This is a genomic window from Curtobacterium sp. 22159 (assembly GCF_052045775.1).
Lineage (GTDB): Bacteria > Actinomycetota > Actinomycetes > Actinomycetales > Microbacteriaceae > Curtobacterium.
This window is the reverse complement of record NZ_JBQEPN010000008.1, coordinates 76,955-101,948: the sequence shown is the minus strand read 5'-3', so window position 1 is coordinate 101,948 and position 24,994 is coordinate 76,955. Positions and strand designations below refer to the sequence as shown.

General features: G+C 72.9%; 30 protein-coding genes and 1 tRNA gene. 12 read left to right on the top strand and 19 right to left on the bottom strand.

What is annotated here, in order from left to right:
• Positions 1 to 88: 88 nt before the first annotated feature.
• Positions 89 to 754 carry a heme oxygenase (biliverdin-producing) gene (locus tag ACTJKO_RS11080; RefSeq protein WP_440688607.1) on the bottom strand — a complete coding sequence of 222 codons (666 nt, stop codon included), beginning with the start codon at positions 752 to 754 and terminating at the stop codon, positions 89 to 91.
• 73 nt (positions 755 to 827) lie between these two features.
• Between ACTJKO_RS11080 and ACTJKO_RS11075 the strand changes: the two genes are divergently transcribed.
• Both ACTJKO_RS11075 and ACTJKO_RS11070 read left to right on the top strand, forming a co-directional pair.
• Positions 828 to 1,673 carry a siderophore-interacting protein gene (locus ACTJKO_RS11075; protein ID WP_440688605.1) on the top strand — a complete coding sequence of 282 codons (846 nt, stop codon included), beginning with the start codon at positions 828 to 830 and terminating at the stop codon, positions 1,671 to 1,673.
• A 53-nt stretch (positions 1,674 to 1,726) separates the two neighbouring features.
• Positions 1,727 to 2,293, top strand: a complete 567-nt coding sequence (locus tag ACTJKO_RS11070; RefSeq protein ID WP_440688603.1) for a GIY-YIG nuclease family protein — start codon at positions 1,727 to 1,729, stop codon at positions 2,291 to 2,293.
• Between the two features lie 27 nt (positions 2,294 to 2,320).
• Here the strand turns inward: ACTJKO_RS11070 and ACTJKO_RS11065 are convergent, their stop codons facing one another.
• The 4 genes from ACTJKO_RS11065 to ACTJKO_RS11050 all read right to left on the bottom strand — a co-directional run bounded on the left by ACTJKO_RS11065 (position 2,321) and on the right by ACTJKO_RS11050 (position 4,892).
• Positions 2,321 to 3,286: a hypothetical protein gene (locus tag ACTJKO_RS11065; protein WP_440688601.1), complete on the bottom strand. Its 966-nt coding sequence runs from the start codon at positions 3,284 to 3,286 to the stop codon at positions 2,321 to 2,323.
• Positions 3,287 to 3,329: 43 nt separating this feature from the next.
• Positions 3,330 to 3,998, bottom strand: a complete 669-nt coding sequence (locus ACTJKO_RS11060; RefSeq protein ID WP_440688599.1) for an RES family NAD+ phosphorylase — start codon at positions 3,996 to 3,998, stop codon at positions 3,330 to 3,332.
• A complete protein-coding gene (locus tag ACTJKO_RS11055; RefSeq protein WP_440688597.1) occupies positions 3,995 to 4,561 on the bottom strand; it encodes a hypothetical protein in 567 nt (188 codons plus the stop codon). Before ACTJKO_RS11055 ends, ACTJKO_RS11060 begins: the two co-directional genes overlap by 4 nt.
• Before the next feature lie 79 nt (positions 4,562 to 4,640).
• Positions 4,641 to 4,892: a DUF4287 domain-containing protein gene (locus tag ACTJKO_RS11050; RefSeq protein ID WP_440688595.1), complete on the bottom strand. Its 252-nt coding sequence runs from the start codon at positions 4,890 to 4,892 to the stop codon at positions 4,641 to 4,643.
• A 131-nt stretch (positions 4,893 to 5,023) separates the two neighbouring features.
• On the opposite strand from ACTJKO_RS11050, the gene ACTJKO_RS11045 reads away from it, so the two are divergent.
• The 3 genes from ACTJKO_RS11045 to ACTJKO_RS11035 are packed head-to-tail and all read left to right on the top strand — an operon-like array spanning position 5,024 to position 7,930.
• Complete coding sequence (locus ACTJKO_RS11045) at positions 5,024 to 6,112, top strand: amino acid ABC transporter permease (protein WP_440688593.1); 1,089 nt, start codon at positions 5,024 to 5,026, stop codon at positions 6,110 to 6,112.
• On the top strand, positions 6,109 to 6,882 hold the full coding sequence (locus tag ACTJKO_RS11040; RefSeq protein WP_440688591.1) for an amino acid ABC transporter ATP-binding protein: 774 nt from the start codon (positions 6,109 to 6,111) through the stop codon (positions 6,880 to 6,882). Before ACTJKO_RS11045 ends, ACTJKO_RS11040 begins: the two co-directional genes overlap by 4 nt.
• A 34-nt stretch (positions 6,883 to 6,916) precedes the next feature.
• Entirely contained in the window at positions 6,917 to 7,930 is a 1,014-nt protein-coding gene (locus ACTJKO_RS11035) for a transporter substrate-binding domain-containing protein (RefSeq protein ID WP_440688589.1), read from the top strand.
• A gap of 67 nt (positions 7,931 to 7,997) precedes the next feature.
• On the opposite strand, the gene ACTJKO_RS11030 is transcribed toward ACTJKO_RS11035, so the two are convergent.
• From ACTJKO_RS11030 to ACTJKO_RS11010, 5 genes are all read right to left on the bottom strand, one after another.
• The gene (locus tag ACTJKO_RS11030) at positions 7,998 to 9,134 is read right to left on the bottom strand and encodes an LLM class flavin-dependent oxidoreductase (RefSeq protein WP_440688587.1); all 1,137 of its coding nucleotides are present in this window, start codon (positions 9,132 to 9,134) and stop codon (positions 7,998 to 8,000) included.
• Positions 9,131 to 10,501, bottom strand: coding sequence for an NtaA/DmoA family FMN-dependent monooxygenase (locus tag ACTJKO_RS11025; protein ID WP_440688585.1), 1,371 nt, complete (start codon positions 10,499 to 10,501; stop codon positions 9,131 to 9,133). Before ACTJKO_RS11025 ends, ACTJKO_RS11030 begins: the two co-directional genes overlap by 4 nt.
• Positions 10,498 to 11,697: an LLM class flavin-dependent oxidoreductase gene (locus ACTJKO_RS11020; RefSeq protein WP_440688583.1), complete on the bottom strand. Its 1,200-nt coding sequence runs from the start codon at positions 11,695 to 11,697 to the stop codon at positions 10,498 to 10,500. The genes ACTJKO_RS11025 and ACTJKO_RS11020 overlap by 4 nt, the downstream gene beginning before the upstream one ends.
• Positions 11,698 to 11,709: 12 nt before the next feature.
• Positions 11,710 to 12,066, bottom strand: coding sequence for a carboxymuconolactone decarboxylase family protein (locus ACTJKO_RS11015; protein ID WP_440688581.1), 357 nt, complete (start codon positions 12,064 to 12,066; stop codon positions 11,710 to 11,712).
• 137 nt (positions 12,067 to 12,203) lie between these two features.
• Positions 12,204 to 13,517: a reverse transcriptase family protein gene (locus tag ACTJKO_RS11010; RefSeq protein WP_440688579.1), complete on the bottom strand. Its 1,314-nt coding sequence runs from the start codon at positions 13,515 to 13,517 to the stop codon at positions 12,204 to 12,206.
• A gap of 248 nt (positions 13,518 to 13,765) precedes the next feature.
• On the opposite strand from ACTJKO_RS11010, the gene ACTJKO_RS11005 reads away from it, so the two are divergent.
• A complete protein-coding gene (locus ACTJKO_RS11005) occupies positions 13,766 to 14,329 on the top strand; it encodes a histidine phosphatase family protein (RefSeq protein WP_440688577.1) in 564 nt (187 codons plus the stop codon).
• 6 nt (positions 14,330 to 14,335) lie between these two features.
• Here the strand turns inward: ACTJKO_RS11005 and ACTJKO_RS11000 are convergent, their stop codons facing one another.
• The 3 genes from ACTJKO_RS11000 to ACTJKO_RS10990 form a co-directional block, all read right to left on the bottom strand.
• The gene (locus ACTJKO_RS11000; RefSeq protein WP_440688575.1) at positions 14,336 to 15,145 is read right to left on the bottom strand and encodes a DUF1684 domain-containing protein; all 810 of its coding nucleotides are present in this window, start codon (positions 15,143 to 15,145) and stop codon (positions 14,336 to 14,338) included.
• Between the two features lie 154 nt (positions 15,146 to 15,299).
• A complete protein-coding gene (locus ACTJKO_RS10995; protein ID WP_440688573.1) occupies positions 15,300 to 16,322 on the bottom strand; it encodes a transporter in 1,023 nt (340 codons plus the stop codon).
• Between the two features lie 87 nt (positions 16,323 to 16,409).
• Complete coding sequence (locus ACTJKO_RS10990; protein WP_440688571.1) at positions 16,410 to 17,372, bottom strand: SDR family NAD(P)-dependent oxidoreductase; 963 nt, start codon at positions 17,370 to 17,372, stop codon at positions 16,410 to 16,412.
• A 137-nt stretch (positions 17,373 to 17,509) separates the two neighbouring features.
• On the opposite strand from ACTJKO_RS10990, the gene ACTJKO_RS10985 reads away from it, so the two are divergent.
• The 3 genes from ACTJKO_RS10985 (at position 17,510) to ACTJKO_RS10975 (ending at position 20,097) form a co-directional block, all read left to right on the top strand.
• Positions 17,510 to 17,770, top strand: coding sequence for a hypothetical protein (locus tag ACTJKO_RS10985; protein WP_440688569.1), 261 nt, complete (start codon positions 17,510 to 17,512; stop codon positions 17,768 to 17,770).
• Between the two features lie 81 nt (positions 17,771 to 17,851).
• Positions 17,852 to 19,162, top strand: a complete 1,311-nt coding sequence (locus ACTJKO_RS10980) for a PP2C family protein-serine/threonine phosphatase (RefSeq protein ID WP_440688567.1) — start codon at positions 17,852 to 17,854, stop codon at positions 19,160 to 19,162.
• 98 nt (positions 19,163 to 19,260) lie between these two features.
• Positions 19,261 to 20,097: a glycoside hydrolase family 16 protein gene (locus ACTJKO_RS10975; RefSeq protein ID WP_440688565.1), complete on the top strand. Its 837-nt coding sequence runs from the start codon at positions 19,261 to 19,263 to the stop codon at positions 20,095 to 20,097.
• 10 nt (positions 20,098 to 20,107) lie between these two features.
• On the opposite strand, the gene ACTJKO_RS10970 is transcribed toward ACTJKO_RS10975, so the two are convergent.
• Genes ACTJKO_RS10970 through ACTJKO_RS10960 form a run of 3 tightly spaced genes read right to left on the bottom strand, consistent with a single transcriptional unit; the run spans position 20,108 to position 20,991 of the window.
• Entirely contained in the window at positions 20,108 to 20,326 is a 219-nt protein-coding gene (locus tag ACTJKO_RS10970) for a hypothetical protein (protein ID WP_440688563.1), read from the bottom strand.
• 22 nt (positions 20,327 to 20,348) lie between these two features.
• The gene (locus ACTJKO_RS10965; RefSeq protein WP_440688561.1) at positions 20,349 to 20,603 is read right to left on the bottom strand and encodes a DUF7218 family protein; all 255 of its coding nucleotides are present in this window, start codon (positions 20,601 to 20,603) and stop codon (positions 20,349 to 20,351) included.
• A gap of 52 nt (positions 20,604 to 20,655) precedes the next feature.
• On the bottom strand, positions 20,656 to 20,991 hold the full coding sequence (locus ACTJKO_RS10960) for a DUF3140 domain-containing protein (protein WP_440688559.1): 336 nt from the start codon (positions 20,989 to 20,991) through the stop codon (positions 20,656 to 20,658).
• Positions 20,992 to 21,089: 98 nt separating this feature from the next.
• Here ACTJKO_RS10960 and ACTJKO_RS10955 point away from each other — a divergent pair, with 98 nt between their 5' ends.
• Complete coding sequence (locus ACTJKO_RS10955; RefSeq protein WP_440688557.1) at positions 21,090 to 21,227, top strand: hypothetical protein; 138 nt, start codon at positions 21,090 to 21,092, stop codon at positions 21,225 to 21,227.
• A 69-nt stretch (positions 21,228 to 21,296) separates the two neighbouring features.
• On the opposite strand, the gene ACTJKO_RS10950 is transcribed toward ACTJKO_RS10955, so the two are convergent.
• The 3 genes from ACTJKO_RS10950 to ACTJKO_RS10940 form a co-directional block, all read right to left on the bottom strand.
• Complete coding sequence (locus ACTJKO_RS10950) at positions 21,297 to 21,713, bottom strand: VOC family protein (RefSeq protein ID WP_440688555.1); 417 nt, start codon at positions 21,711 to 21,713, stop codon at positions 21,297 to 21,299.
• A 234-nt stretch (positions 21,714 to 21,947) separates the two neighbouring features.
• The gene (locus tag ACTJKO_RS10945; RefSeq protein WP_440688553.1) at positions 21,948 to 22,481 is read right to left on the bottom strand and encodes a hypothetical protein; all 534 of its coding nucleotides are present in this window, start codon (positions 22,479 to 22,481) and stop codon (positions 21,948 to 21,950) included.
• A 21-nt stretch (positions 22,482 to 22,502) separates the two neighbouring features.
• A tRNA-Val gene (locus tag ACTJKO_RS10940) sits at positions 22,503 to 22,578 on the bottom strand.
• A 74-nt stretch (positions 22,579 to 22,652) separates the two neighbouring features.
• On the opposite strand from ACTJKO_RS10940, the gene ACTJKO_RS10935 reads away from it, so the two are divergent.
• Together ACTJKO_RS10935 and ACTJKO_RS10930 are read left to right on the top strand one after the other, a co-directional pair.
• A complete protein-coding gene (locus ACTJKO_RS10935) occupies positions 22,653 to 24,248 on the top strand; it encodes an MFS transporter (RefSeq protein ID WP_440688551.1) in 1,596 nt (531 codons plus the stop codon).
• Between the two features lie 177 nt (positions 24,249 to 24,425).
• Entirely contained in the window at positions 24,426 to 24,953 is a 528-nt protein-coding gene (locus ACTJKO_RS10930; protein ID WP_440688549.1) for a hypothetical protein, read from the top strand.
• Positions 24,954 to 24,994: the final 41 nt, after the last annotated feature.

The window sequence follows — 24,994 nt, the reverse complement described above, 5'->3', positions numbered from 1 at the left end:
CCCAGCAGGGTATCGGCACGCGGACGCGGGTGACGACAACCGTCCGGACGGACCGCTGCGCGGCGTGCGGGCGTTTCCGACAGTGCGGTCACGCCGTCGAGGCGGGCGCCAGCCCGTGCCGCCCTGCGTCGAGCTCCGCGAGCAGTCCGCGGTCGAGGGCGTGCGCGAGTTCGACCTCCGCGATGACGCGTTCACGATCGGCTGCCGACCACGGTGCCTGGTCCAGCTGCGCCCGGTAGGTCTCCGAGAAGGCGCTCGGGTCGGCGACCTGGTCGAAGATCCAGAAGAGGACCCCGTTCGTCCCGAACCCGAACCGGTCCGCGAGCACCCGCCCGATCATCTGACCGCCGGACAGGTCGCCGAGGTACCGCGTGTAGTGGTGCGCGACGAAGCCGCCCGGCCACCCCGCAGCGACCTCGTTGAGTCGCCGCACGTACCTCGTCGTCGCGGGCAGCGGGCACACGAGCTCCGACCAGTCGGGACCGACGAGGTACTCGAGGTCGGCCCGGATCGCCGGCATCCGCGTCAACTGCGACGTCACGAAGGGCGCCGCGACGGGGTGGGCCGCCATCCGTTCGGCCGCGCGTTCGAGGGCGTCGTAGACGAACGCGTACTGGCCGAGCAACGCCGCGTAGTCCGCGACGTCGCACCCGCCGTCCAGGAGGTCGCGCATGAACCCGTCCGACGCAGGACCCCGGGAGCGGCGGGTCCGCTGCCGGAGCAGCTCCGAGAACGGGATGACGGTCGCGGTCATGAGGTAAGGCTAGCCTTAGCTCGGTGCACGTCAAGCAGCCCGTGCCGAGGAACCGAGAGGAAGCTCGCACCCGATGAGCTCGAAACCCACACGCCCCCAGCACGTCTTCGTCGTCTCGCGGACGGAGCGCCTCACGCCGCACATGGTCCGCGTGCACCTCGGCGGCCCCGCCTTCGGCGCGTTCGTGGAGGGGGCGGATCCGGAACGGCTCGCCGCGACCGACCACTACGTGAAGCTCCTGCTCGCGAAGCCGTCGCTCGGTCTGACGCCTCCGTACGACCTCGACGCGCTCCGGGACACGCTCCCGAAGGAGGACCGCCCCGCGCGCCGGACCTACACGGTGCGGTCGGTCGACCACGACGCGAAGACCATCGCGATCGACTTCGTGGTGCACGGCGACGACGGGCTCGCCGGTCCCTGGGCCGCTTCCGCGCAGCCCGGCGACCTCCTCGCGCTCTCCGGTCCCGGCGGCGGGTACACCCCGTCTCCCGACCCCGAGGTCACCCACGTGCTCCTGGCCGACGACAGTGCGCTCCCGGCCGTCTCCTCCGCGCTGGAGGCGATGGCGGACACCGCGACGGGGATCGCGCTGGTCGAGGTCGGCGGGCCCGCCGACGAGCAGCCGGTCCGCCACCCCGCCGGCGTCACCCTCCGGTGGCTGCACCGCGACGCCACCGGCGCCGAGCCGGGCACGCTCCTGCTGGAGGCGGCCCGGTCGCTGGAACGTGCCTCCCGGCCCGTCCAGGTCTTCGCACACGGCGAGCGGACCGCGATGAAGGCGATCCGACGGCTGCTGCAGGACGACTGGGGGCTCGAGAAGGCGGAGATGTCGCTGTCCGCCTACTGGGCCCTCGGCCGCGCCGAGGACCGGTTCCAGGAGGAGAAGCGCGAGCCGATCGGCGTCATCTTCACCGATTGACGGGGCGCCCGGGAGGCGCGGGTGGCGTCGGTGGGTCCGGCTACCGTGCCGACATGGTCACCTCGTGCTGCGTCCCCGGCTGCGCCGGAGCGGTGCCCGCCACCGACGGCCCCGCCGTGCCGCTGTGCGGGACCCACGTCGCCCTCGTCACCGACGCCGCGGCCGAGCACGCCGGCGTCGAGGACGTGCTCCCCGGACCGTGCCCGGTGTGCGGGTCCCGCGTCGGGGTCCGCTACCCGACCGCCGCGGTCTGCTCGACGTGCGAGTGGCGGTACGGCGACGTCCCCGACGGTGAGCTCGCTCCCCCGCGGGTGGACGTCGTGTACTACCTGCGGATGCGGGACGACTTCGGCGACCGGATCAAGATCGGGACGACCACGAACCCGCGGCAGCGGTTGGCGGCGATCCCCCACCAGGACCTCCTCGGCTTCGAGCGCGGCGACCGGACGCTCGAGCGACGACGGCACGAGCGGTTCGCGGCGACGCGGTACCCCGGTACCGAGTGGTTCCGGGTCACGCCGGAGCTGCTCGACCACGTCCGGGTGGTCACGGCGGGCGTGTCGGACCCGTGGGAGCTGCATGCCCGGTGGACAAGCGAGGCGCTGGCACTCCGCACCTGAGCCCCACCCAGCGCACGCACCGGGGGGTCAGCGGGCGTAGGCGTCGACGAACAGGGGGCCGCGGATCTCGCGCAGCGTGTCGACGAGGCGGGTGACGGTACGGCCGGAGATGCCCGACACCTCGAGGTCGTGGGGTCCGAGCGCCGGCAGCCGACCCGTCCGGATGCGCACGACCTCCCACCCGACGCCCCGCACGGCACGGTCCTTCCGCCGGTCGGTCTCCTGTCGGGGACCGACGTGCTCGAGACCGTGACGGCCGGTGGAGTCGTACTCGATCGCGACGCGGAGCTCGGGGAGGACGATGTCCGGCCAGACCTCGACGTGGTCGAAGAACGGCCGGTCGAGACGGATGGCGGAGTGGTCGTAGGTGAACGCGAACCGCTCCGCCAACGCCGCCCGCAGCTCGGCCTCGACCGCCGAGGCCGTCGCCGGCGCACACACGCTCGTGAACGACTCACCCGAGGGCAGCCGCGGGGTCTTCGCACAGATCGTCCGGGGCACGGTCGTCCGCGGCGCACGGGGCGCGGCGGGGTCGGGACGGCGCCGAGCGCGCGCGGACGTCATCGCCCCGGCCGGGACGCCCCGCGCCGGTGCCGCGGGCAGCGTCTGCCGCCCCGTGGCACGGACCACGCGCTGCGGCACGGCGATGCCGTCGGGCCAGTCCGCGGGCAGCACGGGCCACCGCTGCGGCTGCGCCTGCACGGCGCACTCCGGACACCAGACCGACCGACGGCGTTCGCGCCCCGGCCGGGACCGCTGTTCCGCGGGCGTGGCCACGAAGACGTGCCCGACGTCGCACTCCCAGGTCAGCAGCACCTCGGCCGCCGGCGGGATCTGGGTCAGGACGACGCCGTGGTTCCACTCCGGGTGGTACTGCCGGACGAGCACCGGGTACGACGCCCATGCTGCACGGAACTCCCCCACGGCGTACGGGACCGCCGCACCGCGCGACCACTGTCGGCGGCGCCACCACGCGTCGACGGGTTCGGCCACACCGGCACGCTAGACACGACCACCGACACCCCGCCGCCGACGGTCAGTCCGCGGGCGGCGTGGTGAACGTGAAGCGCTCCGGCCCGGCGTCGGACCCGTCGTCGATCACGCGGATGCCGGACTCGCGGCACGCGGTCACCCCGTCACGGTGCACGCGTTCGGGCCGAGGCCGTTTCGGGACGCCAGCTGCACCGAACACCGCCCACGCGTTCGCCGCCGAGGCGCTGGTGAACCGGGTGCTGTACCGCACCCCGGCGAACCCGGCGTCGTCGAACGCCCGCGCCCAGGCCTGCGGGACGCGGTAGTCCGTCATGGTCTGCAGCTCGGCACCGACGCCGAACCGGACGGCCGCGGGATGGGTGACGTCGGCGAACCGTCGTCCCCGCGAGGCCCGGGCCGCCACGACCACCATCTCGCGAGCACGCGAGGCGAACACCGTGTTCGTGCCGAGGACGTGGTGCGCCAGGCGTTCCCGCACGGCGACCTCGACCGCGTCGGCCCAGTAGCAGGTGCCGCGCGGGAGGGCGAGGTCGAACCTGCCTCCGTCCACCCCGTCCGCGTCGGGCTCGGTGCTGGCGAACCACCACGCGCCACGGTCGTGCCGCTTCGCCCGGTAGAACGTGGTGCCGCGGGATTCCTCGACCGGGAAGTCGTCGAGGTCGAGGTCGGGGCGCGGTGGGCGCTGCGCGACCTCGTTCCGGCTCGGCGTCACGCGTCCGCCGCCCACGCGTGTGCCGCACGACGAGCCGCCGCGAGCACCTGCTCGACCCGGCCGTCACGGAGCGCCTGCGCGGCGGTCGTGCCACCGAACTCGTCCGCGACGGTGTTGAGCCACAGCGCGCTGCCCCACGGGTCGATGCGGTCCGGGTCGATGAGCGCGAGCACCTGCCGCAGGTTCGGCAGCGGCGCTCCGGAGGCACCGAACTGGAAGGACGGGTAGACGAGACTGCCGTCGCCGATCTTCAGGCCGATGAGGTCACGCTTGGCGGTCGCCTTGCTGAGCGCCTGCCGGGTGACCCCACGCCAGGCGGCGAGCGTGGGCGTGTCGTAGAACGGGCCGATCAGGGCGTCGGCCTCGTGCTTGACGGCGGGGAGCGCTGCCACCATCCGGTCCGCGAGCAGCTCGACGTCGGCGCCGTCGCCGAGCGCACCGTCGGCCCGTCCGCTCAGGAGGCGCCGACGGAGGGCGTCGAGGAGCGCTTCCCCGGACCGGCCGAGGCCGGCTCGGTCGTTTGCTCCCCCGTGCTCGGTGTGTGCTCGTGCGGCCGTCGCCATGATCCGTCTCCTGTCAACCGTGTCAACCCATCCTGCCGCATGTGCGACAACCTCGTCAACCACGAGTCGCATCGGACGGTCAGGCGTCGAGCGCTCGCCGCACGTACCCCACGAGGGCGTTCGCGTGCCCGTGGCCGAACCCGTGCTCGGTCTTGAGCCACGTCACGACCTCCATGTGCCGGTGGTCGTCCAGCTGTTCGACGACGAGGTCGAGCCACTCCTGCACCGGGCGACCGTACCTCCGCTCGATGCTCGGGAAGTACGACGCCGGACCCGTGGGCTTGCTGCCGTCGGCGGGCGGTTCCGGGACGGTCACACGGTGCGCGGTCATGCCGCCACCATAGCGACGCCGGCGCGTCACGGAACGTCATGCGCGAGCGGTCGATGACGCGGTGTTCCGTCCCGTGCCGATCTGTTGCACGCACCGTTGTCCGCCCCGCCCGGACCTCCTACCGTCGCGGCATGACCCAGACCACCGATGCACTGCAGCGGGCGACCGACCGCCCGAGCGTGACCGCTGTGCCGGACGCGCACCGCGCCTCCCGTCCGTCCGCCGCGACCATCGACGAGGCCGGTCGCGCGGCGCTCGACCGTCCCGTCGTGCCGCTGCGCCACCCGCTCCGGTGGGTCGCGGCCGCGGTCGTCCTCGTGGTGCTCCTGGACTTCGTCCAGACCCTCTTCACGAACGAGCAGTGGGGCTGGCCTGCCGTCGGGAAGTGGCTGTTCAGCCCGGCCGTGCTCACCGGCCTGCAGCTGACGCTCGTCGCGACCGCGTCGAGCGCCGTCATCAGCTTCGCCGGCGGCATCGTCGTGGCGATCGCCCGGCTCTCCCGCAACCCGGTGCTGTCCGGTCTGGCGTGGGGGTACGTCTGGCTCTTCCGCTCGGTGCCGCTCATCCTCGTGCTGGTCTTCCTCTACAACCTCGGCTCGCTGTACCCGACGATCGGCATCGGGATCCCGTTCGGGCCGCAGCTCGAGGTGCCCACCGCCGACGTGCTCGGTGACCTGGCCATCGGTGTCATCGGCCTGAGCCTCAGCGAGATCGCGTACGCCTCGGAGATCGTCCGCGCGGGTGTCCTCGCCGTCGACCACGGGCAGCACGAGGCGGCCCAGGCGCTCGGGCTCCCCCGCCGTCGACAGTTCGTGCGGGTGATCCTGCCGCAGGCGCTCCGGTCGATCGTGCCCGCGTTCGTGAACCAGATCGTCGGGCTCCTCAAGGCGTCGTCGCTGCTGTTCTACGTGTCGTTGCTGGACCTGTTCGGGGTCGTGCAGAACCTCTCGAGCACCTACCCGACCGACGTCATCCCCCTGCTCGTGGTCGCGACGATCTGGTACCTCGTGCTCACCAGTGCCGTGTCGGTCGTGCAGTACTACGTGGAGCGATGGACCGCCCGAGGCTCCGTCCGCGCGTTGCCGCCGACGCCCTTCCAGCGGGTGCGGGGCGCCTTCCGTCGACCGGGAGGCACGGGCCGCCGTCCCGACGTCGGCGCCGCGACACGTGTGGTCACCGCCACCGCCCCGACCACGAACGACGGCGAGGCGGACCGGTGACCGCCGCGATCGGCATCCACGGTGCCGTCAAGGCGTTCGGCGAGAACGTGGTGATCGACGGCGTGGACCTCGAGCTGCCCTCCGGGAGCGTGACCGTCGTCCTCGGTCCGTCGGGCTCGGGCAAGTCGACGCTCCTCCGGGCGATCAACCACCTCGAGCCCCTCGACCGCGGCGTCGTGACCGTGGGCGGCGAGACCATCGGCGTCCGGGTCCGCACCGGGCGTGACGGTGTCCCCCGCTACAAGGAGTTGCCCGAACGGCACATCCTGCGGCAGCGGTCGCGCATCGGCTTCGTGTTCCAGCACTTCAACCTCTTCCCGCACCTCACCGCGCTGGAGAACGTCGCGGAGGGCCCCATCGCCGCCGGTGTGCCCGCGTCCGCGGCGAAGGCACGCGCGCAGACACTCCTCGAGCGCGTCGGCCTCGGGGACCGCGGGGACAGTCGGCCCCGGCAGTTGTCCGGCGGCCAGCAGCAGCGCGTGGCGATCGCCCGGGCGCTGGCGCTCGAACCGTCCGTGGTCCTGCTCGACGAGCCGACCTCGGCGCTCGACCCGGAACTCGTCGGCGAGGTGCTCCGCGTCATCGCGGACCTCGCGGCGTCCGGCACGACGCTCGTGATCGTGACGCACGAGGTCGCGTTCGCCCGCGAGGTCGCCGACCACGTCGTCTTCCTCGACCACGGCCGCGTCGTCGAACAGGGGCCGCCCGCGCAGCTCATCGACGACCCGCAACACCCGCGCACGCGCGACTTCCTGTCCCGTTTCCGCTGACCCGTCCCACCCTCCACACCGACCCAGGAGCAGCATGTCCACGACCACCCCCGCCCGCTGGCGCACCCGCGCCGGTGCCCTCGTCCTCGCCACCGGCGTCGTCGTCGCCCTCGCCGGCTGCGCGACCGGAGCGGCAGCCGGTACCGGAGCCTCCGACGGCAGCGTCACGATCGGTGCCGCATCGAACGGAGCCGCGACCGAGACGAAGCTCGCCGTCGCCGAGGACCCGAAGCTCCACGACGCCCTGCCCGCCGACGTCGCGCGGTCCGGCAAGCTCGTCATCGGCGTCGGCGCACTGCCCTCCGGCTACCCGCCGCTCGCCTTCACCGGGTCCGACCAGAAGACGCTGACCGGGTCGGAGCCCGATCTCGGCCGGCTCGTCGCGGCGAAGCTCGGCCTCGAGCCGGCGGTGAAGAACGCGACCTGGGACAACCTGTTCGTCGGCATCGACGGCGGTTCGATCGACGTCGGCCTGTCGAACATCACCGTGACGGAGCAGCGCAAGGAGAAGTACGACTTCGCCTCCTACCGCCAGGACAACCTCGCGCTGCAGGTCGCGAAGGGCAGCTCCCTGCACTTCGACGGCGTCCCCTCGGTCCTCGCCGGCAAGACGATCGCGACCGACTCCGGGACGAACCAGGAGAAGATCCTGCTCGGCTGGAAGGCCGACCTCGAGAAGCAGGGCAAGACGCTCACCGTGAAGTACTACCCGGACGCGAACGCGAAGCTGCTCGCCGTCCAGTCCGGCAAGGTGGACGGCTACCTCGGCCCGAACCCGACCATCGCCTACCAGAACAAGCAGGACGCCGGCACGGCGAAGGCCACCGTGACCGCGGGCACCTACTCCGGAGCCGGCGCGCACCTGCAGGGCCTGATCGCGGCGACGACGAAGAAGGGGAACGGCCTCGCGAAGCCGGTCCAGGGAGCGATCGACGAGCTCATCCAGGACGGCACCTACGCGAAGTGGCTGCACGCCTACAACCTCTCGAACGAGGCCGTGCAGCAGTCCGAGTTGAACCCCGAGGGGCTCCCGCTCAGCGCGAGCTGACGCGGGATGGACGGACGGGAGGGGCGGTGCCGGCTGGCACCGCCCCTCCCGTCCGTCCCGGCGCGGCTCAGACCGTGGCCGGCACCGCGGACGCGGAACGTCGCGCCCACTCGGTCGCGAGCAGTTCGTACGAGCGCACCCTGGCCGCGTGCTCGTGCGTGATCGTGGTGACGAGCAGCTCGTCCGCGCCGGTGACGCGCCGGAGCGTCTCGAGACGGTCCGCGACGTGTCCGGCGTCCCCGACGAAGCGGGTCGCCAGGCGGTCCGCGACCGCCGCCGACGCCTCGACCGACAGGGGCGCGGACCGGGCCTCGTCCGGCGTCGGGTACGCGATGGCTCCCGCTCCGGACCGGATCGAGTGCACCCACTGACCGTACCCGAGCGCGAGTTCCTCGGCTTCGTCGGCGGTGGGAGCGACGACGACGTCCGCGGACACGATGACGTGCGGAGCGTCGAGCACGCCCGGGCGGAACGCGTCGCGGTACGCCCGGACCGACGCCAGCACCGTGCCGGGCGACGTGTGGTAGTTCGCGCCGTACGGCAGTCCGAGGGACCCGGCCGCTCGCGCGCTCGCGCCGCCGGTGGAGCCGTGGATCCAGAGTTCGACGGGCGCGCCGGTGGCCGGTGGCGCCTCGACGACCGACCCGTCAGGGCTCCAGGTCCCCGCGAAGAGCTCGCGGATGAGGGCGAGGTCGCCCTCGAACCGCTCGACGTCGCCCGGGACGCGCCCGAGGAGCTCGCCCTGCAGCGCAAACCGGCTCCCCGGTGCGACCCGGAACGTGAACGGCGCGGGGACGAGCAGACCGTCCACGACCTCGTCCGCGACCGGCCCGGGCGGCGGCGACTTCGGTGCTCCCGGGGCCGGTGCGCCGGACCGGCCGAGGCCGAGGTCGATGCGCGGACCGTACAGGGCGGCGAGCGTGCCGAACGTCTCGGCGATCTGGAGCCCGCGGACGTTGCCGACCAGGGTGGCGGCGCTCCCGACCCGGATCGTCGAGGTGGCTGCGGCGACCGCACCGATCACGGTGTTCGGCGCGCTCCCGGCGACCCCCGGGTTGAGGTGGTGCTCGGCCAGCCAGTACCGGGCGTACCCGGCGCGTTCGGCGTGCTGCGCGAGGTCGATGCTCCGGTGCAGCGCCTCGGCCGGGGTCGAGCCGGAGCTGACCGGCACGAGGTCGAGGACGGAGAGCGGGACCGCGGTCACGCGAGTGCCCCCGCGGGTGCGGCCGACCGGAGCCTCCCCGGCAGCCCGAGCGTCTCGCGGAGCGTCGCGCCGTCGTCGTACGACTCGCGGTACACGCCGCGCTCCTGGAGCAGCGGGACGACCTCGTCGACGAACTCGTCGAGTCCGTACGGGTTCGTGTGCGGGACGACGACGAACCCGTCGGTGGCCCGCTCCTGGACGTACCGGTCGATCTCGGCGGCGATGTGCGACGGCGTCCCGACGAAACCGCCGCGCGTCGACACCTCGATCACGAGGTCACGGATCGACAGGTGCTCGGCGGCCGCGCGGTCACGCCACGACTGCACGAGGGCGCGCGGGTCCCGCACGTGCCGGACCCGTCCGCGGGTGATGGTGTCCGCGTCGAGGTCGGGCTCGATGTCCGGCAGGGGGCCGTCGACGTCGTACGACGAGAGGTCGCGGTTCCACACCTGCTCGAGGAACGCGATCGCCGTGGCCGGGCTCACCTGTGCCCGGCGGACGGCGCGCGACCGCTCCTCGGCTTCGTCCGGTGTGGCGCCGAGGGTGAAGGTCGCTCCGGGGAGGATGAGCAGGTCGTCCTTCGACCGGCCGTGCCGCTCGAGCCGGGCGGTGACGTCGTCGTGGAACGAGCGAGCGTCGTCGAACGCGGTGTGCAGCGAGAAGATCACCTCGGCGTGCGCGGCCGCGAGGTCGCGGCCCTCGTCGGAGTCGCCGGCCTGCACGACCACCGGGTGCCCCTGCGGGCTCCGGGGCACGGGGAACGTACCGGTGACGTCGAACTGCGCGCCGTGGTGGTCGACGTCCCGGATCCGGGAGCGGTCCGCGAACCGGCCGTCGGCCACGGATGCCACGACCGCGTCCGGCTCCCACGAGTCCCAGAGTTCGCGGGACAGTTCGATGAACTCCGCTGCCCGGGTGTAGCGGTCCGCGTGGTCGAGGAAGCCCCCGCGGCGGAAGTTCGCGCCGTGGAAGGCGTCCGAACTCGTCACGACGTTCCAGCCCGCCCGACCGCCCGTGAGGTGGTCGAGCGTGGCGAGCTGCTTCGCGAGCTCCACCGGCTCGTTGAACGTGGTCTGCAGCGTGCCGACGAGGCCGATGTGCTCGGTGACCCCGGCCAGCGCCGCGAGGATCGCGAGGGTGTTCGGCCGTCCGACGACGTCGAGGTCGTGGATGCGGCCCTTCTGCTCCCGGAGTCGCAGCCCCTCGGCGAGGAACAGGTAGTCGAAGAACCCGCGCTCGGCGTTCTTCGCGAAGTGCTCGAAGGACGAGAACGCGATCTGGCTCTCGGCGCGGTCGTCGCTCCACACGGTGGTGTTGTTGACCCCGGGGAAGTGGGCGGCGAGGTGGACCTGGCGCTTGGTGCTCATGCGGAGACCTCCAGGGGTGAGGGACGGGTGGACGCGTAGCGGCTGACCGCCGGCGCGATGCCGAGCCGCGTGCGCAGGTCGGCGGTGGGACGGGAGGCGACGTCGGCACGGAGTCCGGCCGTGACGAGCGCGGGGACGAGCTGCCGCGCGATCGCGGTGCTGTCGATCGGGATCCGCAACGGGCGCAGTCGGACGCCCGCGTACCCGAGGGCACGCAGCGCGGCGATGCGGTCGACCAGCTCGGGCACCGTCGTCGCGAGGACGTCCGCGTCCGATCCGGCGCCGACGGCGTACGACGAGCCGGCCGCGGCGTCGAGCGCGGCGAGCGCGTCCGCCGCGGCGGTGGCCGAGGTGTCGAGGAGCACCGCGAGGTCCGCGAGGACCGGGCGGCGGACGTCGGTGCCGGCGGCCTGCTCGAGGTGACGGACCTCCTCGAGCAGGTCCCGCGCCTCCCGTCCGGCGAAGCCCGGGGTGACCAGCACCACGTCGGCGACGTCGACGGCGAAGGACGCGGCGTCCGCGCGGTGCGCCAGGGTGAACACCGGCGGCCGACCCTGCGGCGAGCGCGGCACGATCGACGCGCCGTGCACCGAGACGTGGGTGCCGGTGAACGCGGCGTTGTGGATGCGGTCACGGTCGATGAAGCGGCCGGTCGCGACGTCGCGGATGATCGCGTCGTCATCCCAGCTGTCCCACAGCCGGGAGACCACTTCGGCGATCTCACGTCCCTCGTCGAAGAGGGTCGCGGCGTCCTCGTCGCCGGGTCGGCGCCCGAAGAGCGCTGCCTCCCGGGCCGTCGCGCTCACCTGGAGCCGCCATCCGGCGCGGCCCAGCGAGACGTGGTCGAGGGTCTGGAGGCCCGTGGCGACGTGGAACGGTTCGGTGTGGGTGACCGAGACGGTCGGCACGAGCCCGATCGTGCGGGTCGCCGGGGCGACGGCGTTCGCGACGAGGAGTGCGTCGAGCCGGCCGACGACGGTCCGGGTGTCGAGGTCGCCTGCGGCGTCGACGGGACCCGCGGTGAACGAGTCCTCGATGGTGACGGCGTCGACGCCCAGGCGGTCCTGTTCGACGACGACGTCGCGCCAGTGCCGGAGGCTCGTGAGGCGGCGGGCGGTGTCCCCGGCGACCTGCCAGGCGGCGGGGTGCCAGCCGGCGCCCTGGAGCGCGGTGACGAGGACGGTGCGGTCGGGCATGGTGTGCGCTCCCTAGTGGGTGTGGTCCGGGACGACGGCGTCGGCGCCGAACTTGAAGCCGAGGCGACCGTGGGCGAATCCTCCGCCGGCCCGGATCGCGGTGGCGACCCAGGCGGCCTCGGCGAGCTCTGCGTCGTTCGCGCCCGCGGTCACCGCTCGCTGGCTGTGCGCGTCGATGCAGTAGACGCACTGTGTGGTGATCCCGACGGCGAGCGCGATCAGTTCCCGGTACTTGAGGGGGATCTCACGTCCCTCGGTCCGGAAGACGGCCTCGTCGAACTGCACGAAGGCGGTGAGGATGTCCGGGGTGTGCTGCTTGTAGACCTTCGTGAAGGCCTTGTCGTGCTCGCGGTCGAGGAAGTCGGTCATGTCGTGACGCTAGGACGCTCCGGCACCGGGGGCGGGAGGTGTTGCGGACCGTGAACGGCGGTTGCGTCGTGTGACGCCACCGACGCGGTCCCCTCGTCACACGGTGTCACGTGCCGGGAACGCCAGTGGCACCGTCCTCACCAGGTGATGCGGGCGAACTCCTCGCGCAGGCGTCGTGCCCGTCCGGGGTGCACCTGCTCGACCCACTCGATGCGGCCGAGCAGGCGTGCCCGGAAGTCGGGGTGACCGGCGCGGTTCTGGGACGCCGGTCCGTGCACCGCGGCGTTGTGCAGCACCGCGTGCAGCCGGTCGACCTCGCGCCGACCGGGCGAGGTCCGGTCGTTGACGACCACCCCTGTCACCGACTGTCGGGCCCCGCGCCGCCGCACCCGGGTCTTCGCGGGGTTCAGGCGGTGTCCCTGGTCGGTGACGATCCGGTCGACGCCGCGGAGGAACGCGTCCGGCCGCGCCGCCAGTCGGTCCCCGCCGCTGAAGGTGAGGTCGTCGGCGTAGCGCGTGTAGGTCGCGTCGACGGCGGACGCCCAGCCGGCGAGGCGGGCGTCCAGGTGCCGGAGGGCGGTGTTCGCGAGGGCCGGGGAGATGGGCGCCCCCTGCGGCAGGTGCGCGACGGCGAGCATCCGGCGGAGCGCCGCTCGCTCCTCCGGGGAGCCGCCGTCCGGCATCGCGGTGAGGACGTGGGGCGGTACACGGTGTGTGCAGATGCCGGTGAGGACGTGCGCGAGCGGCTCGGCGAAGCCCGCGGCCCGGAAGACGCCGAAGACGGTCGGCGCCGTGACGCTCGCGAAGAAGGAGGTCAGGTCCGCCGACAGCACGATCTGCTGTCCGGTGTGCGGTTGCGCCCCGGAGACGACGCTCCGTCCGGGGACGAAGCCGTGCGCGGAGTCGTGCACCGGCAGCGCGGTGAGCAGGTCGTCGAGGATCGTGCGCTGGGTCCGGCGGAGCATGTCCATCGGCTTCTCGAGGAGGCGCGGCGTCCGCCCCGGTCGGCTCACCCATTCGTACCGGTGGTGGTGCAGGGGACTCGTCGTGCCCGCCCGCCGGTTCCACCCCCGGGTGTCCGCGAGCCACAGCAGCCGACCGAGGGTGAGGTCGAGCGCACGGGCGAGCTCCGGCAGCGTGTCGACGAGGAGGCGGCTGGTGGTCTCGGGTCGGGCGTGCACGGCGGTCACCCGACGCGAGCGGATCCGCACGGGGCGGCGTGCGCCGCGCGCTCGGTGCAGTGCGGCCAGACGCGGCGAGGACGCGAGCACCGCGGCGAGTTGCCGTGGAGCGTCGACCGGTGGGCGCGGGTAGGCGTCGAGCGCCGCCGCGACCGCCAGACCGACGTACGCGCGCTCGACGCCGATCACGGCGTAGCCGGCGGCCGTCAGGTGGTCCGGCGCCCAGTGCTCGGCGGTGAGGAAGGCGTCGGCCAGGGCACCTGCCACCATGTCGAGGGGTGTGGGTTCCCGGGGGACCCGTCGGTGCCTCCGTGCGGCGTGGCGCGCGGAGCGCGCTGGCCCGCTCGGGGCGTGTCGTCCTGCTGGTCCTGCGTTCCCCGGGGTGGCCCCGGAGAGGTCGACGCGGCACGCGCGTCGACCGCCTCCCCCGGGAACTCCACGCGCTCACCTTACGGCGGCCCTCCGACGGACCGGAGGGCGCGGTGGGACGCGAGACGTGCCTCCCGTAGGGTGACGGGGTGGTCTCGTCCTTCCTGACCCACGCCGAGGTCGTCGTGGAGCCGTCCCGCCCCATCACCTCGTGGGGCCTGTCGGACGTCGGCCGTTCCCGTGCGGCGCGCGCCGTGGACGCGGTCCCGCTCGCCGGGGTGCGGCGCATCGTGTCGAGCGCCGAGCAGAAGGCCGTGGAGACCGCTGCGGTGCTCGGTGCCGCGCTCGGCATCGTCCCAGCCGCGGACGCGGCGCTCGGGGAGATCGACCGGAGTGCGACGGGGTACCTGCCGTTCGACGAGTTCGAGGCGGTCGTCGACGCGTTCTTCGCCGCGCCGGGCGAGTCCGTGCGCGGGTGGGAACGCGCCGTTGACGCGCAGACCCGGATCGTCACGGCGGTCCGACGGATCACGGCCGAGGGTGACGACGTGGTGATCGTGTCGCACGGCGCGGTCGGGGCGCTGCTGCTCGCGGACCTCCGCGGGGTGCCGGTCTCGCGGGCGCTCGACCAGCCCGGCATGGGCAGCGTGTTCTCGTTCGACCCGCGCGGCTGGCGGGCGACGAGCGACTGGTCACGCGTCCCCGTCGGCTGACGGACCTCAGGCGGGCAGCCGCTCCCCCGCCTCCACCGCGACGTCGAGTCGGTTCTCGGCGGGCGGCAGCGGGCAGGTGGCGTGCGGGGTGTACGCGCACGGCAGGTTCGTGGCCCGGTTGAAGTCGATCGTGGTGACCCCGGCGGCGTCCGGTGCGGCGACGTCGAGACTGCGGTTCGCGGCGTAGGTCGTCACGCCGCTCGTGCGGTCGGTGAACAGGACGAGCAGGCCGCCGTCGTGGCCGTTGAACGCGAGCAGTGACCGGGGACCGTCGAGGTCGAAGGTCAGCAGCCCCGGGGCCACGTACACGTGCTGCAGGCCGTCGACCACGGATCCGACGGTGACCTCGCGCGGGGTGTCGAACGGTTCGAAGTGCGCCTGCACGACGAACGACTCCGACGGTTCGTACGTCGGCGTGCCGGTGTAGGCGGTCCTCGTGGCCGCGCCGGGGTGTCGCGGTCGGATCACGTCGCTGCAGCCACGCCGTGCGACCTCGACCACGACGGTCTCGTCGCCGTCCTGCCACACCACGGCGGTGCTGGAGCGTTCGGGCAGCGAACCGAACCGGTGGACCCCCGTGACCGTCTCCCCGTCGACCTCGACGGACTCGCCCTCGTCGAGCGCCACGACCGGGCCGTCCTCGGACGTCGACCAGACCCCCGGGGCGTCGTCGAACCGCTCGGGCGTCGCGGTCAGCCAGCGGATGCTCGTGATCGCGAGGAAGCCGTGCTCGCTCGCACGCTCGCGCTCGTGGGCGTCGTGCCAGGCGGCCCAGTCGGCTCGGAAGTCGCGGACGGTCGGCGTGGTCGTGGTCATGCCACCGAACCTACGTCGTCCGCGGCGGTGCCGCTGGGCGCGCCGTCTCGGTTCGTCACGGGGCGGGCGTGCCGCGCCCTGGGCGGGCCGGTGACCGGTCGGGAGGCGCGGTGCGCGCGGGAGCCGCGCCGCGCCCCCCGTCGGACGGTCGCGTTCAGACCGAGCGGGTCGCCCCGGTCACCGGTCCGGGCTGGGCGTCCTCGTCGTCGGCTGCCTGCAGCACGTCCTCCGCCTGCCGTAGCGCGTGGTGGAGCCCGAGGGTGATCGAGCGTGCCCCGACCCACCCGACGAGGACGCACAGGAGCGCGAGCAGGACCGCGGTGGGCGCCCACGCGAACGGCACGTCGAGGACCCGGAGCCACTCGATCGCGACCGAGGCCACTGCTGCTGCGGGGAAGACGAACGACCAGAACCCGAGCGTGAACCGGAGCCGGACGTAGCGGGGCAGCAGCGCCAGTTGCACGAGGAACAGCAGCGCCCCGAGACCGGCGATCGCCTGCGCGAACAGGGTCACCCGGTGGTCCGTCAGGAGGAACAGCGCGAACCCGGCGACGGACGGCGGGGCGACGAGGATCGCCATGCTCGGCACGAGCGGACCCGGCAGCGCCGGTCGGAAGGACAGCCGGATGAGCAGCAGCCCCGTCATGACGACCCAGAAGAACACACCGACGCCGAACGCCGGCCAGGACAGCCACGCCAGGCCGACCTCGTGGGTGGTCGCCGACGCGACGAACGCGGCCGCGACGGTGGGGAGCAGGTAGCCGCCGTGCACGCTCTCGAGCGCCAACCGGCCCTCGAACCAGGTGCTCAGCAGCCACGCCGCGAAGAACGCCGCGACCGTCACGCCGACGGCCACGAGCAGCGTCCCCGCGACCGGGACGAAGCGGTGCAGGTCGAGGCCGAGGAGCATCCCCGCCGCCGGCACGAGCGCCGCGACGGGTCCCTGCGCCGGGTGCCGGAGCTGGTCGACGAGCCGCTCGTGGGCACGCACGCCACGGAGGGCGTGGGCGACGAGCATCCAGACGAACGCGACGGCGGCGACCGCCCAGAACACCTGGGGCACGGCGGGGTGCAGCCGCAGCGCGGGAGCGGCGGTCGACCAGGTCTCGGCGAAACCGGCGAGCCCGAAGGGGACGGCGAGGGTGTTGAGCGGGATGCGGGACGGAGCAGCTGGCATGTCGCACCCATTCTCCCGGCTCGCGGACGTCACGCGGGACGGGTGGACGGGAGGCGCGCACCCGGCCCGCACCGCGCCGTGCGTCCGTCAGCGGCGGGAGCGGCCCAGCAGCACCGTCGCGACCACCGCGGCCGCGCCCGCCCAGACGAGCGGACGAGTGACACGGCGTCGCTTCGCGACCCACCCGCCGTTCACCGCGTTCCCGGCGTCGGCCGGGGCGTAGAGGTTGCCATCGGTCGGCGAGCCCTTCCCCCGCAGCGCGAACGTCTGGACCATCGGCTTCGTGATCTTGTGGAAGAGCCCCGGGAACACGTACTGCAACGGCACGAGCGACGCCTGCACGCGACCGACGAACCGGTAGCGCTTCGGGTGCAGCGCCGACCGCACGACCGCGCGGCCGGCACGCTCGACGGACACCGTCGGCGGGAGCGGGTGCGACGTCTTGCCGGTGTAGTTCGCGCCGTTCTGGTAGATCGGGGTGTCGATCGTCGACGGCAGCAGCGCCGTGAAGCGGATCCGGGTGCCGGCGAACTCGTCGCCGAGCACGTCGACGAGACCGAGCGCCGCGTGCTTGCTCGTCACGTAGGCGGACTGGTACGGGGCGGACAGCAGCGACTGGATCGACCCGACGAGCACGTAGGTGCCCTTCCCGGCCTGCTCCCAGTGCGGGAGGAGCGCCTTGACCGCGTGCACATGGCCGTACAGGTTCGTGTCCACGACGCGCTTGAACGCCTCGGTCGGGGTCTGGTCGAAGAGCCCGTAGACGAACAGCGCGGCGTTGCCGACGAACACGTCGATGCGGCCGAATCGCGTCGTGGTCGTCGCGACGAGGTCCCGGACGGCGTGCTCGTCGGACACGTCCGTCGGGATCGCGATCGCCTCGGCGCCGAGCTTCCGGCACTCGGCGGCGGCGGCCTCGAGCGAGTCGTGACTGCGTGCGGCGAGCACGAGGGTCGCGCCCTGCCGGGCGAACTCGTGCGCGGCGGCCCTCCCGATGCCGCTCGATGCTCCGGTGACGACGACGATCTTCCCGCGGAACCGATGTGCCATGGGGTCGTTGCTACGCGGTCGAGGCTCCGTCCCCGCCCAGCACGCCGTACCCCGACCGTGCGGGTGCGTCCCTGCGGCGCGGGCCCGCTCCGGCTCGGCAGGGTGCGCTCCGGTGTCGGCGGTGCGACGATGGGCGCATGCACAAGGACGACCTCACGGTCGACGAGGCGACCGTCATCAGCCGACACGCCCGGGACGGCGTGTTGGAGGTCGACGACCCTGAGGTTCGGAAGGTCGTCGAACAGGCCAACCGCGTCCTCGTCCGCGCGCACATGTGGGGCGACGACCGGAGCCCGAAGCTCCGACGCCGCCGCCGGTTCATCGCGATCGGGGCCCTCGTGATGGTGCTCGTCTGGGTCGCCGGCCTGCTCGTCCCGCTCGCCGTCCGCCTCGGCTGACGACCGACGGCGACCCCGTCGGCACGCCCCGACCGCGCGCGGGGTTGCCGGGGAGCGCCCGGAACGGGTTGACTCGTGACGATGACCAGCACGGCCCGCACGCCCGCCACACCGAGGACCTGGACCGTCTCCGCACGGGAGGACACCGGTCCGATCGTGCTCGCCGGACTCCGCGCGTCGTGGGCGCCCCTGGCGAAGCAGGCCATCGTCGCCGCCCTCGTCGTCGCGGCCGCCGTGACCAGCGCCCTCGTCCCGTGGCTCGTCGTCACCGATGCGCCGCGCATGTGGACCGGTGTGGCGCTCGCCGTGGCCGGACTCCTCGTCGCCGGGGTGATGGCGCGCTGGCCCGGTGCCGCACGAGCGGAACTCGTCGTGCCCGGGCTGGACTTCCTCGCGATCGGGCTGCTCCGCTTCGGCACCGGCGACAACCGGTCGGTGTTCCTCGCCATCGTCGTCCTGCCGGTGATCTGGATCGCCGCCCGACCCGGCCGGCAGCACATCGTCTACCCGCTGATCGGCACGTGCGCGACCCTGCTGCTGCCGTACGTGCTCGAGCCGACGGACCCGCGGCCGAGCGAACTCGTCCGCCTGGCGTTCGCCGTCATCGTCTACGCCGCGACCGCTGCCGTCACCAACGAGCTGGCGCGGCAGGCCGACCTCCGGCTCAGCACCGCGCAACGTCGCCGTCGGGTGGCCGAGGGCGAGATCGACCGAGCGGCGCTCGTCCAGCAGTCGCTCCTGCCGGCATCGGCGGACGGCCTGCCGCCGGAGCTCCGCGCGCTCGGCGTCTGCATCCCCGCGAAGACCGTCGGCGGGGACTTCTTCGACTGGTTCCCGACCCCCGAGGGCGCCGCGTTCACGCTCGGCGACGTCATGGGCAAGGGCGTCGGGGCCGGCATGATCGCGACGGCGGTCCGCTCGCTCATCCGCAGCACGGTCGACGAACCGGATGCGGCCACCGCCGTCCGCCGAGCCGCCACCGGACTCGCGACCGGCACGTCCGACGTCGAGAGCGCGCAGTTCACGACCTGCTTCCACGTCCGGATCGACCGTGACGGTCACGCCCGTTGGGTGGACGCCGGCCACGGGTTGACCCTCCTCCGCCGGGCCGACGGCTCGGTCGAGTCGCTGCGGTCCGGGCACCTGCCGATCGGGGTCGGGACCGCGTGGTCGAGCAACACCACCAGCCTCGACCCCGGCGACGTGATCGTCAGCGTCAGCGACGGCGTGCTCGACCTGTTCGGCGGGGACCTCGACGCGCTCGACCGCTTCGAGGCCTGGGTCGCCGGCCGCCCGCACCCGCAGCAGCTCGTCGACGGGATCGCCGAACTCGCACACCGCGGGGAGCACCCCGACGACGTGACCGTGCTCTGCATCGCCTACCAGCGCTGACGCGTTCCCCGGATGGGTGGCACGCCCGCCCTGGTCATCCTGCTCCGGATGGGAGATGATCGACGACCACCCCACCACCGCGCTGCAGGGAGCACGACATGGGAGCACACATCGATCGACGACGGTTCATGTCGTTGGGTCTGGCCGGAGCCGCATCGGCAGCCCTCGGCACCACGGCGGCGCTGACGACCGCGGGCACGGCCGAAGCCGCGACGGGGACCCTCATCGCCGCAGACGAGTTCGACGGTCCGGCCGGGTCCGCGCCGAACCCCGGCATCTGGCGCTACGACCTCGGCGCCGGCGGCTGGGGCAACGGCGAACTCGAGACCTACACGGATTCACGGCGGAACTCGGCGCTCGACGGCGCCGGCAACCTCGTCATCACCGCACGCCGGGAAGCCGACGGGTCCTACTCCTCCGCCCGGCTGAAGTCCGAGAGCACCTACACCGTGCAGTACGGACGCATCGAGGCCCGGATCCGGATCCCGCGCGGGCAGGGCATCTGGCCCGCGTTCTGGATGCTCGGGGCCGACATCGGGCAGGTCGGCTGGCCCGCGTGCGGCGAGATCGACGTGATGGAGAACGTCGGGTACGAGCCCGCGGTGGTTCACGGCACCGTCCACGGCCCGGGGTACTCGGGCGCCGCCGGGATCTCGGCCGCGTACACGAACCCCTCCGGAGCCGCGTTCGCCGACGACTTCCACGTGTTCGCCGTCGACTGGCGCCCCGACTCGATCACGTGGTCGGTCGACGGCACCGCGTACCGGACGGTCACCCGGGCGGACGTCGGATCGAACCCGTGGGTGTTCGACAAGCCGTTCTTCGTGGTGCTCAACGTCGCCGTCGGCGGAGGCTGGCCGGGTTCCCCCGACGCCTCCACCCGGTTCCCGCAGCAGATGACCGTCGACTGGCTGCGGGTGTACCAGAACGCCTAGCGCCGCAGCGTCACGGACGGCCGCGGTTGCTCCGGCGGATGAGCCACAGGTACGTGCTGTGCCCGATGAGGGCGAGCCCGAAGAACACCGCGGCCACCGCGTAGACCCGGTCGAGCTTGCCCTGCCCGATCACGAGCATCACGATGCAGAACACGACCGCGACGGCGAGCACGCCGACCTGCACCGTCGACCAGATCCGTCGGAAGCGCGGCATGCCCGTCTCGTTCACCCCTCCATTGTGCCGGATCGGCTCAGTGGTTCCGGAGCGCGTCGATGAGCTCGGCCTTCCGCTTGGACGAGTAGCCCGTCAGCCCGAGCTCCTTGGCGCGCTTCCGGAGGTCCGCCACCGTCCAGTCGTCGTACGAGCCGGACTCGCCGCCCTTCTTCCCCACGGCCTTCTCCCCACGCGCGGCAGCGGCGTTGCTGATCCGCGCGGCCTTCTCCTTCGAGTTGCCCTCCTTGCGGAGTTCCTCGTACATGTCCGGCTTCTTGAGTTGGTTCGGCATGGCTCGCACCGTACGCGCGCCGTCTGCACGGCGTCCGGCGGCGGCGGGGTGCTCAGCGCTTCTCCGGATCGTGCCCCCAGTTCATCAGCGAGTACCGCCACGGGGTGTCGTGCACGTCGCCGTCCGGGCGCTGCGCCGAGTGCCGGGCGACGTACCCGACGACCTTCCGCATGTGCGCGAGGTCGTCGTCGGTGAGGTCGTCCTGCTTCGACTCGAGGATTCGGACGATGTGACGCCCGCTGTCGTGCCCCGTGGACTCCCCGCCGCCGGACGGCTTCTGCCCGACCTGCTTCGACTCGTCCGTGTCGAGCCAGTGCCGCAGCTGCGAGGCGGTCATGTTCACGGCGTCCGCGAAGTCCTCGCGGATCTGCTGTTCGTCGTCACTCATGCACCCGACCGAACACGACCTCCCTGGGTGATCGCGCATCGGGAATGGAACGCGCCGCCGCAGCGTCGAACCCATCACCGATAGCGAAGGAGCACACCATGAGCCACGACCTCCACAAGAGCGCCGGCGTCGAGGACGAGCGCACCTGCCTGCCCACGACCACCCTCTCCGTCCTGCACGACGACCGGAAGCCGTCCTTCGGACGCTGGCTCGGCCAGATCAACGGCCAGGACTGATCCGAGGTTCAGCGTGACGGACGGGAGGCGCGGTGCGGGCTGGCACCGCGCCTCCCGTCCGTCCCGCGGTCAGCTCACCGCGCCGCTGATGTTGACCATCCAGGTGACGCCGAAGCGGTCGGTCAGCATGCCGAACGTGTCGCCCCAGGGAGCCTTCGTGAGGGGCTCGATGACGGTCGCTCCCTCCGCGAGGCCGTTCCAGTGGCGCGTGAGCGTCTCCTCGTCGTCGCCGCTCAGGGACAGCGAGATGTTGCTGACGTCCGGGCCCGCCATCCCGGTCGGCGCGTCGGAGACCATGAGCAGCAGGCCGTTCTCGCCGTCGAGCTGGCCGTGCATGACCTTGTCGGCGTCCGCAGGGTCCTCGGCCATGCCCGCCTCGCCGAACGTGCTGACGGTCGCCGAGCCGCCGAAGACCCCGTGGTAGAAGGCGAGGGCGTCGCGCGCCCGGTCGCGGAAGCCGATGTACGGGTTGAGTCGGACGGTCATGGTGGACTCCTCGCGGTGGTGCACGGACATCGGTGTCCGTGTCCTGCCCATCGTCGCAGAGCGGTACGGGGTGAGGAAGGGGCCACAGTCGACCACTGAGTGGCCATCGCGTGTTCATCCCTCCGACGGATGCGCGATCGACGGCAGCGAGGGATGCTCGAAGCGTGCGGGGAGTCCGGCCGTCCGCGGCCGCGGTCGTGGGGGCCGCGGTCGCGACGCGCCGGCCGGACCCGCTCACCGCCGGATGCGGAGTCCCTCGTCCCGGACGAACGCCCGGACCTCGCGCGGCCCGACGAGGAGCACCTTCGGGAGGGCGGCCTCCTCGAAGAAGCGGCGACGACGACGACGGTTGGGTCCGCCGTTCCGCAGGTTGTAGCCGACGAAACGCCACGACAGCCGCTCCCGGACATCGAGTCCGCCCAGCCGGACGCCCCGGTGCAGCGTGCGCCGGACGTACCTCGCGATGGTCCGTGCGGTCGAGACGTCGAGCAGGACGAGACCGGTCGCGCGGGCGAGACGTCCGGGCAGCAGGACGGAGTAGTTCCCGTCCATCACCCAGCGCTCCTCGTCCACGGCGCGAGCGTGCAGCAGCTCGAACTCCGCGTCGGGTCGGAGCTGCCACTGTGTCCCGGGGAAGTACCGGTACCGGTCGAGGTGCACGACCGACAGGTCGAGGTGGGACCCGATCGCGTCGGCGAGGGTGGACTTGCCGCTCCCGGAGGGACCGATGATGCAGATCCGGGGGCCGAGGTCGAGGAGTCCGGTCACACGTCCCCCAACCCGCGGTCCTGGTGGGCCCTGCCGGGATCGAACCGACGACATCCACGGTGTAAACGTGGCGCTCTACCAGCTGAGCTAAAGGCCCTCGCCGCGAGTCTACGGGACGAGATGCGCACCGGACGGACCCGACAGGCGCGCAGGCCTACCGTGGTGGGAGCCATGGCAGCCGAACACCGCAAGCCCGCCGAGCCCGACGCGGCTCCCACCGTCGCCCACCACGCCGCGCACCACAGCGCGACCGCCGAGACCCCGTCCGGCCCTCCCCCCGAACGGACCGAACGGACTAAACCGTCCGAACCATCCACGGCGTCCGAGCGACCCGATCCGGGAGACCAGCCGGACCCGAACCGCTGGAAGGCGCTCGTCATCTGCCTCCTCGGCGGCGGCATCGTGCTCCTCGACGTCTCGATCGTCAACGTCGCCCTGCAGTCCATCTCCTCGGGGCTGCCGGGCGCGACACCGGAGGCCGTGCAGTGGATCCTGTCCGGGTACGCGCTGTCGTTCGGGCTACTGCTCGTCCCGGGCGGCCGGCTCGGCGACGCGTCGGGTCGCCGGCGGATGTTCGTGATCGGTGTCGGCCTGTTCACCATCGCGAGCGCCCTCTGCGGCTTCGCCCCGAACGGCACCGTCCTGGTCGTCGCCCGACTGGTGCAGGGGCTCGCCGGCGGGCTCCTCACCCCGCAGGTCACCGCGCTCATCCAGCAGCTGTTCCGCGGGAAGGAACGCGGGACCGCGTTCGGGCTCTTCGGTGCGACGGTCGGCATCGCGACCGCGATCGGCCCCCTCGTCGGCGGTCTGCTCATCACGGCGTTCGGCACCGAGAACGGGTGGCGGTTCGTGTTCTTCGTGAACCTGCCCGTGGGACTCGTCACGATCCTCCTGGCCTTCCGGTACCTGCCGGCCACGCCGCGGACCGAGCGCGGCCGGAAGCACGACCTCGACCCGGTCGGGATCGTCCTGCTCGGCGCGGCCGTGGTCTCGCTGCTGCTGCCGTTCGTGCAGTCCGAGCAGTGGAAGGGCGCCACGAAGTGGTGGCTCGTCGTGGTCGCCGTCGTCTTCGCCGTCGCCTTCTTGCTGTGGGAGCGACGGTACGGCCGCACGAAGGAGCCGGTGATCGACCTCGCGCTCTTCCGCCGCCGGTCGTTCTCGCTCGGCGTGGGCCTCGCGACGCTCTACTTCGCCGGCTTCACGCCGCTGTTCTTCGTCCTGACGCTCGCGCTGCAGTCCGGACTGCACTACTCCGCGCTCCTGGCAGGGCTGTCGTCGGTGCCCTTCGCGGTCGGCTCCGGCATCGCCTCGACGATCGGTGGCCGCATCGTGCACCGGTTCGGGCGACAGCTCATCGTCGTCGGCACGATCCTGGTGCTCCTCGGGCTCGGTGCCGTCATCTGGGTGGTGGCGGACCACGACCGGCCCGACCTCGGTTGGTGGCTCGTGGTGCCGCTCCTGGTCGCCGGCATCGGCTCCGGCCTGACGATCTCCCCGAACCAGACGCTCACGCTCTCCGAGGTGCCGGTCGAGCAGGGCGGCTCCGCGGGCGGGCTCATCCAGGTCGGTGCCCGCGTCGGCTCGGCCGTCGGGATCGCCGCGGTGGGCAGCGTGTTCTACTCCGCGCTCGCGACCTCGCACGGTGACTACGCGAACGCGTTGCCGCTCGGGCTCGGCGTCGCGCTCGGGTTCGTCGGGGCGGCACTGCTCGCCGGGATCGTCGACGTCGTGGTCGGTCGGGTGCGGGGGACGTCGGCCTCGGTGTGAACCGCTGCGCGGACGGACGGACCACGCGCGGCCGGGGCCTCCGCGACCACGCGAACGGCGTGCGGCCAGCCTCCGCGACCACGCGCACGGCGTGCGGCCGGCCTCCGCGGCCACGCCGCGGGGCGTCCCGCTCCCGGTCCACGCTCGCCGTCAGCGCCCGCGGGTAGGGTCGCCTCCGTGAACGGAGTCGGAGCCCTCGACGAGGCCGGCCGCCTGCGCCTCCTCGGTGCCGGCGCGACCGGCGCCGCGTTCTCCGTCGTCCTCGTCACCCTCGTCGCGTCCTCGTGGACCGCGGCCACCCCGTCCCTGCTGCTCGCCGTCAGCATCCCGGCCGGCGCGGTCGGGGTCTGCGTCGCGGTGGTGCTGCAACTCCGGTCGTGGCGTGCCGAGGGCGGGTACGAGCGATCCGCGGTCGTGCGCGGTTGGGTCCTCGACGGGCAGGTGCCCCCGGAGGTCCCCGCATCGGAGTGGATCCCACTCGTGCAGGCGCAGGCGGAACGCGAGGCCGCCGGCTGGGGGAAGATCGTCCTCAGCACGCTGTGGGCCGGCATGACCTGGTCGATGCGGGACCAGCACGGGCCGGTCATCACCACGATGCTGATCCTCCTCTGGGTCGGCATCGGGCTCTGGAGCGCACTCTGGGTGATCCCGCGTGCGCGAGCGGCGAAGCGACTGCTCCGACGTGGCGTCTCCACCCCGGGCTGACACGCGGCGCGCGGACAGCCCGGGCGACCGTGCACACCGAG

Excerpts from the sequence above, each read along its gene's own strand:
- ACTJKO_RS10950 (WP_440688555.1), bottom strand. The coding sequence starts at position 21,713 with ATGACCGTCCGACTCAACCCGTACATCGGCTTCCGCGACCGGGCGCGC.
- ACTJKO_RS10960 (WP_440688559.1), bottom strand. The coding sequence starts at position 20,991 with ATGAGTGACGACGAACAGCAGATCCGCGAGGACTTCGCGGACGCCGTG.
- ACTJKO_RS11075 (WP_440688605.1), top strand. The coding sequence starts at position 828 with ATGAGCTCGAAACCCACACGCCCCCAGCACGTCTTCGTCGTCTCGCGG.
- ACTJKO_RS10980 (WP_440688567.1), top strand. The coding sequence starts at position 17,852 with ATGACCAGCACGGCCCGCACGCCCGCCACACCGAGGACCTGGACCGTC.
- ACTJKO_RS10955 (WP_440688557.1), top strand. The coding sequence starts at position 21,090 with ATGAGCCACGACCTCCACAAGAGCGCCGGCGTCGAGGACGAGCGCACC.
- ACTJKO_RS10975 (WP_440688565.1), top strand. The coding sequence starts at position 19,261 with ATGGGAGCACACATCGATCGACGACGGTTCATGTCGTTGGGTCTGGCC.
- ACTJKO_RS11070 (WP_440688603.1), top strand. The coding sequence starts at position 1,727 with ATGGTCACCTCGTGCTGCGTCCCCGGCTGCGCCGGAGCGGTGCCCGCC.
- ACTJKO_RS11020 (WP_440688583.1), bottom strand. The coding sequence starts at position 11,697 with ATGCCCGACCGCACCGTCCTCGTCACCGCGCTCCAGGGCGCCGGCTGG.
- ACTJKO_RS11050 (WP_440688595.1), bottom strand. The coding sequence starts at position 4,892 with ATGACCGCGCACCGTGTGACCGTCCCGGAACCGCCCGCCGACGGCAGC.
- ACTJKO_RS10990 (WP_440688571.1), bottom strand. The coding sequence starts at position 17,372 with ATGGCACATCGGTTCCGCGGGAAGATCGTCGTCGTCACCGGAGCATCG.
- ACTJKO_RS11045 (WP_440688593.1), top strand. The coding sequence starts at position 5,024 with ATGACCCAGACCACCGATGCACTGCAGCGGGCGACCGACCGCCCGAGC.
- ACTJKO_RS11055 (WP_440688597.1), bottom strand. The coding sequence starts at position 4,561 with ATGGCGACGGCCGCACGAGCACACACCGAGCACGGGGGAGCAAACGAC.
- ACTJKO_RS10935 (WP_440688551.1), top strand. The coding sequence starts at position 22,653 with ATGGCAGCCGAACACCGCAAGCCCGCCGAGCCCGACGCGGCTCCCACC.
- ACTJKO_RS10995 (WP_440688573.1), bottom strand. The coding sequence starts at position 16,322 with ATGCCAGCTGCTCCGTCCCGCATCCCGCTCAACACCCTCGCCGTCCCC.
- ACTJKO_RS11000 (WP_440688575.1), bottom strand. The coding sequence starts at position 15,145 with ATGACCACGACCACGCCGACCGTCCGCGACTTCCGAGCCGACTGGGCC.
- ACTJKO_RS11025 (WP_440688585.1), bottom strand. The coding sequence starts at position 10,501 with ATGAGCACCAAGCGCCAGGTCCACCTCGCCGCCCACTTCCCCGGGGTC.
- ACTJKO_RS11010 (WP_440688579.1), bottom strand. The coding sequence starts at position 13,517 with ATGGTGGCAGGTGCCCTGGCCGACGCCTTCCTCACCGCCGAGCACTGG.
- ACTJKO_RS10985 (WP_440688569.1), top strand. The coding sequence starts at position 17,510 with ATGCACAAGGACGACCTCACGGTCGACGAGGCGACCGTCATCAGCCGA.
- ACTJKO_RS11080 (WP_440688607.1), bottom strand. The coding sequence starts at position 754 with ATGACCGCGACCGTCATCCCGTTCTCGGAGCTGCTCCGGCAGCGGACC.
- ACTJKO_RS10965 (WP_440688561.1), bottom strand. The coding sequence starts at position 20,603 with ATGCCGAACCAACTCAAGAAGCCGGACATGTACGAGGAACTCCGCAAG.
- ACTJKO_RS11035 (WP_440688589.1), top strand. The coding sequence starts at position 6,917 with ATGTCCACGACCACCCCCGCCCGCTGGCGCACCCGCGCCGGTGCCCTC.
- ACTJKO_RS11015 (WP_440688581.1), bottom strand. The coding sequence starts at position 12,066 with ATGACCGACTTCCTCGACCGCGAGCACGACAAGGCCTTCACGAAGGTC.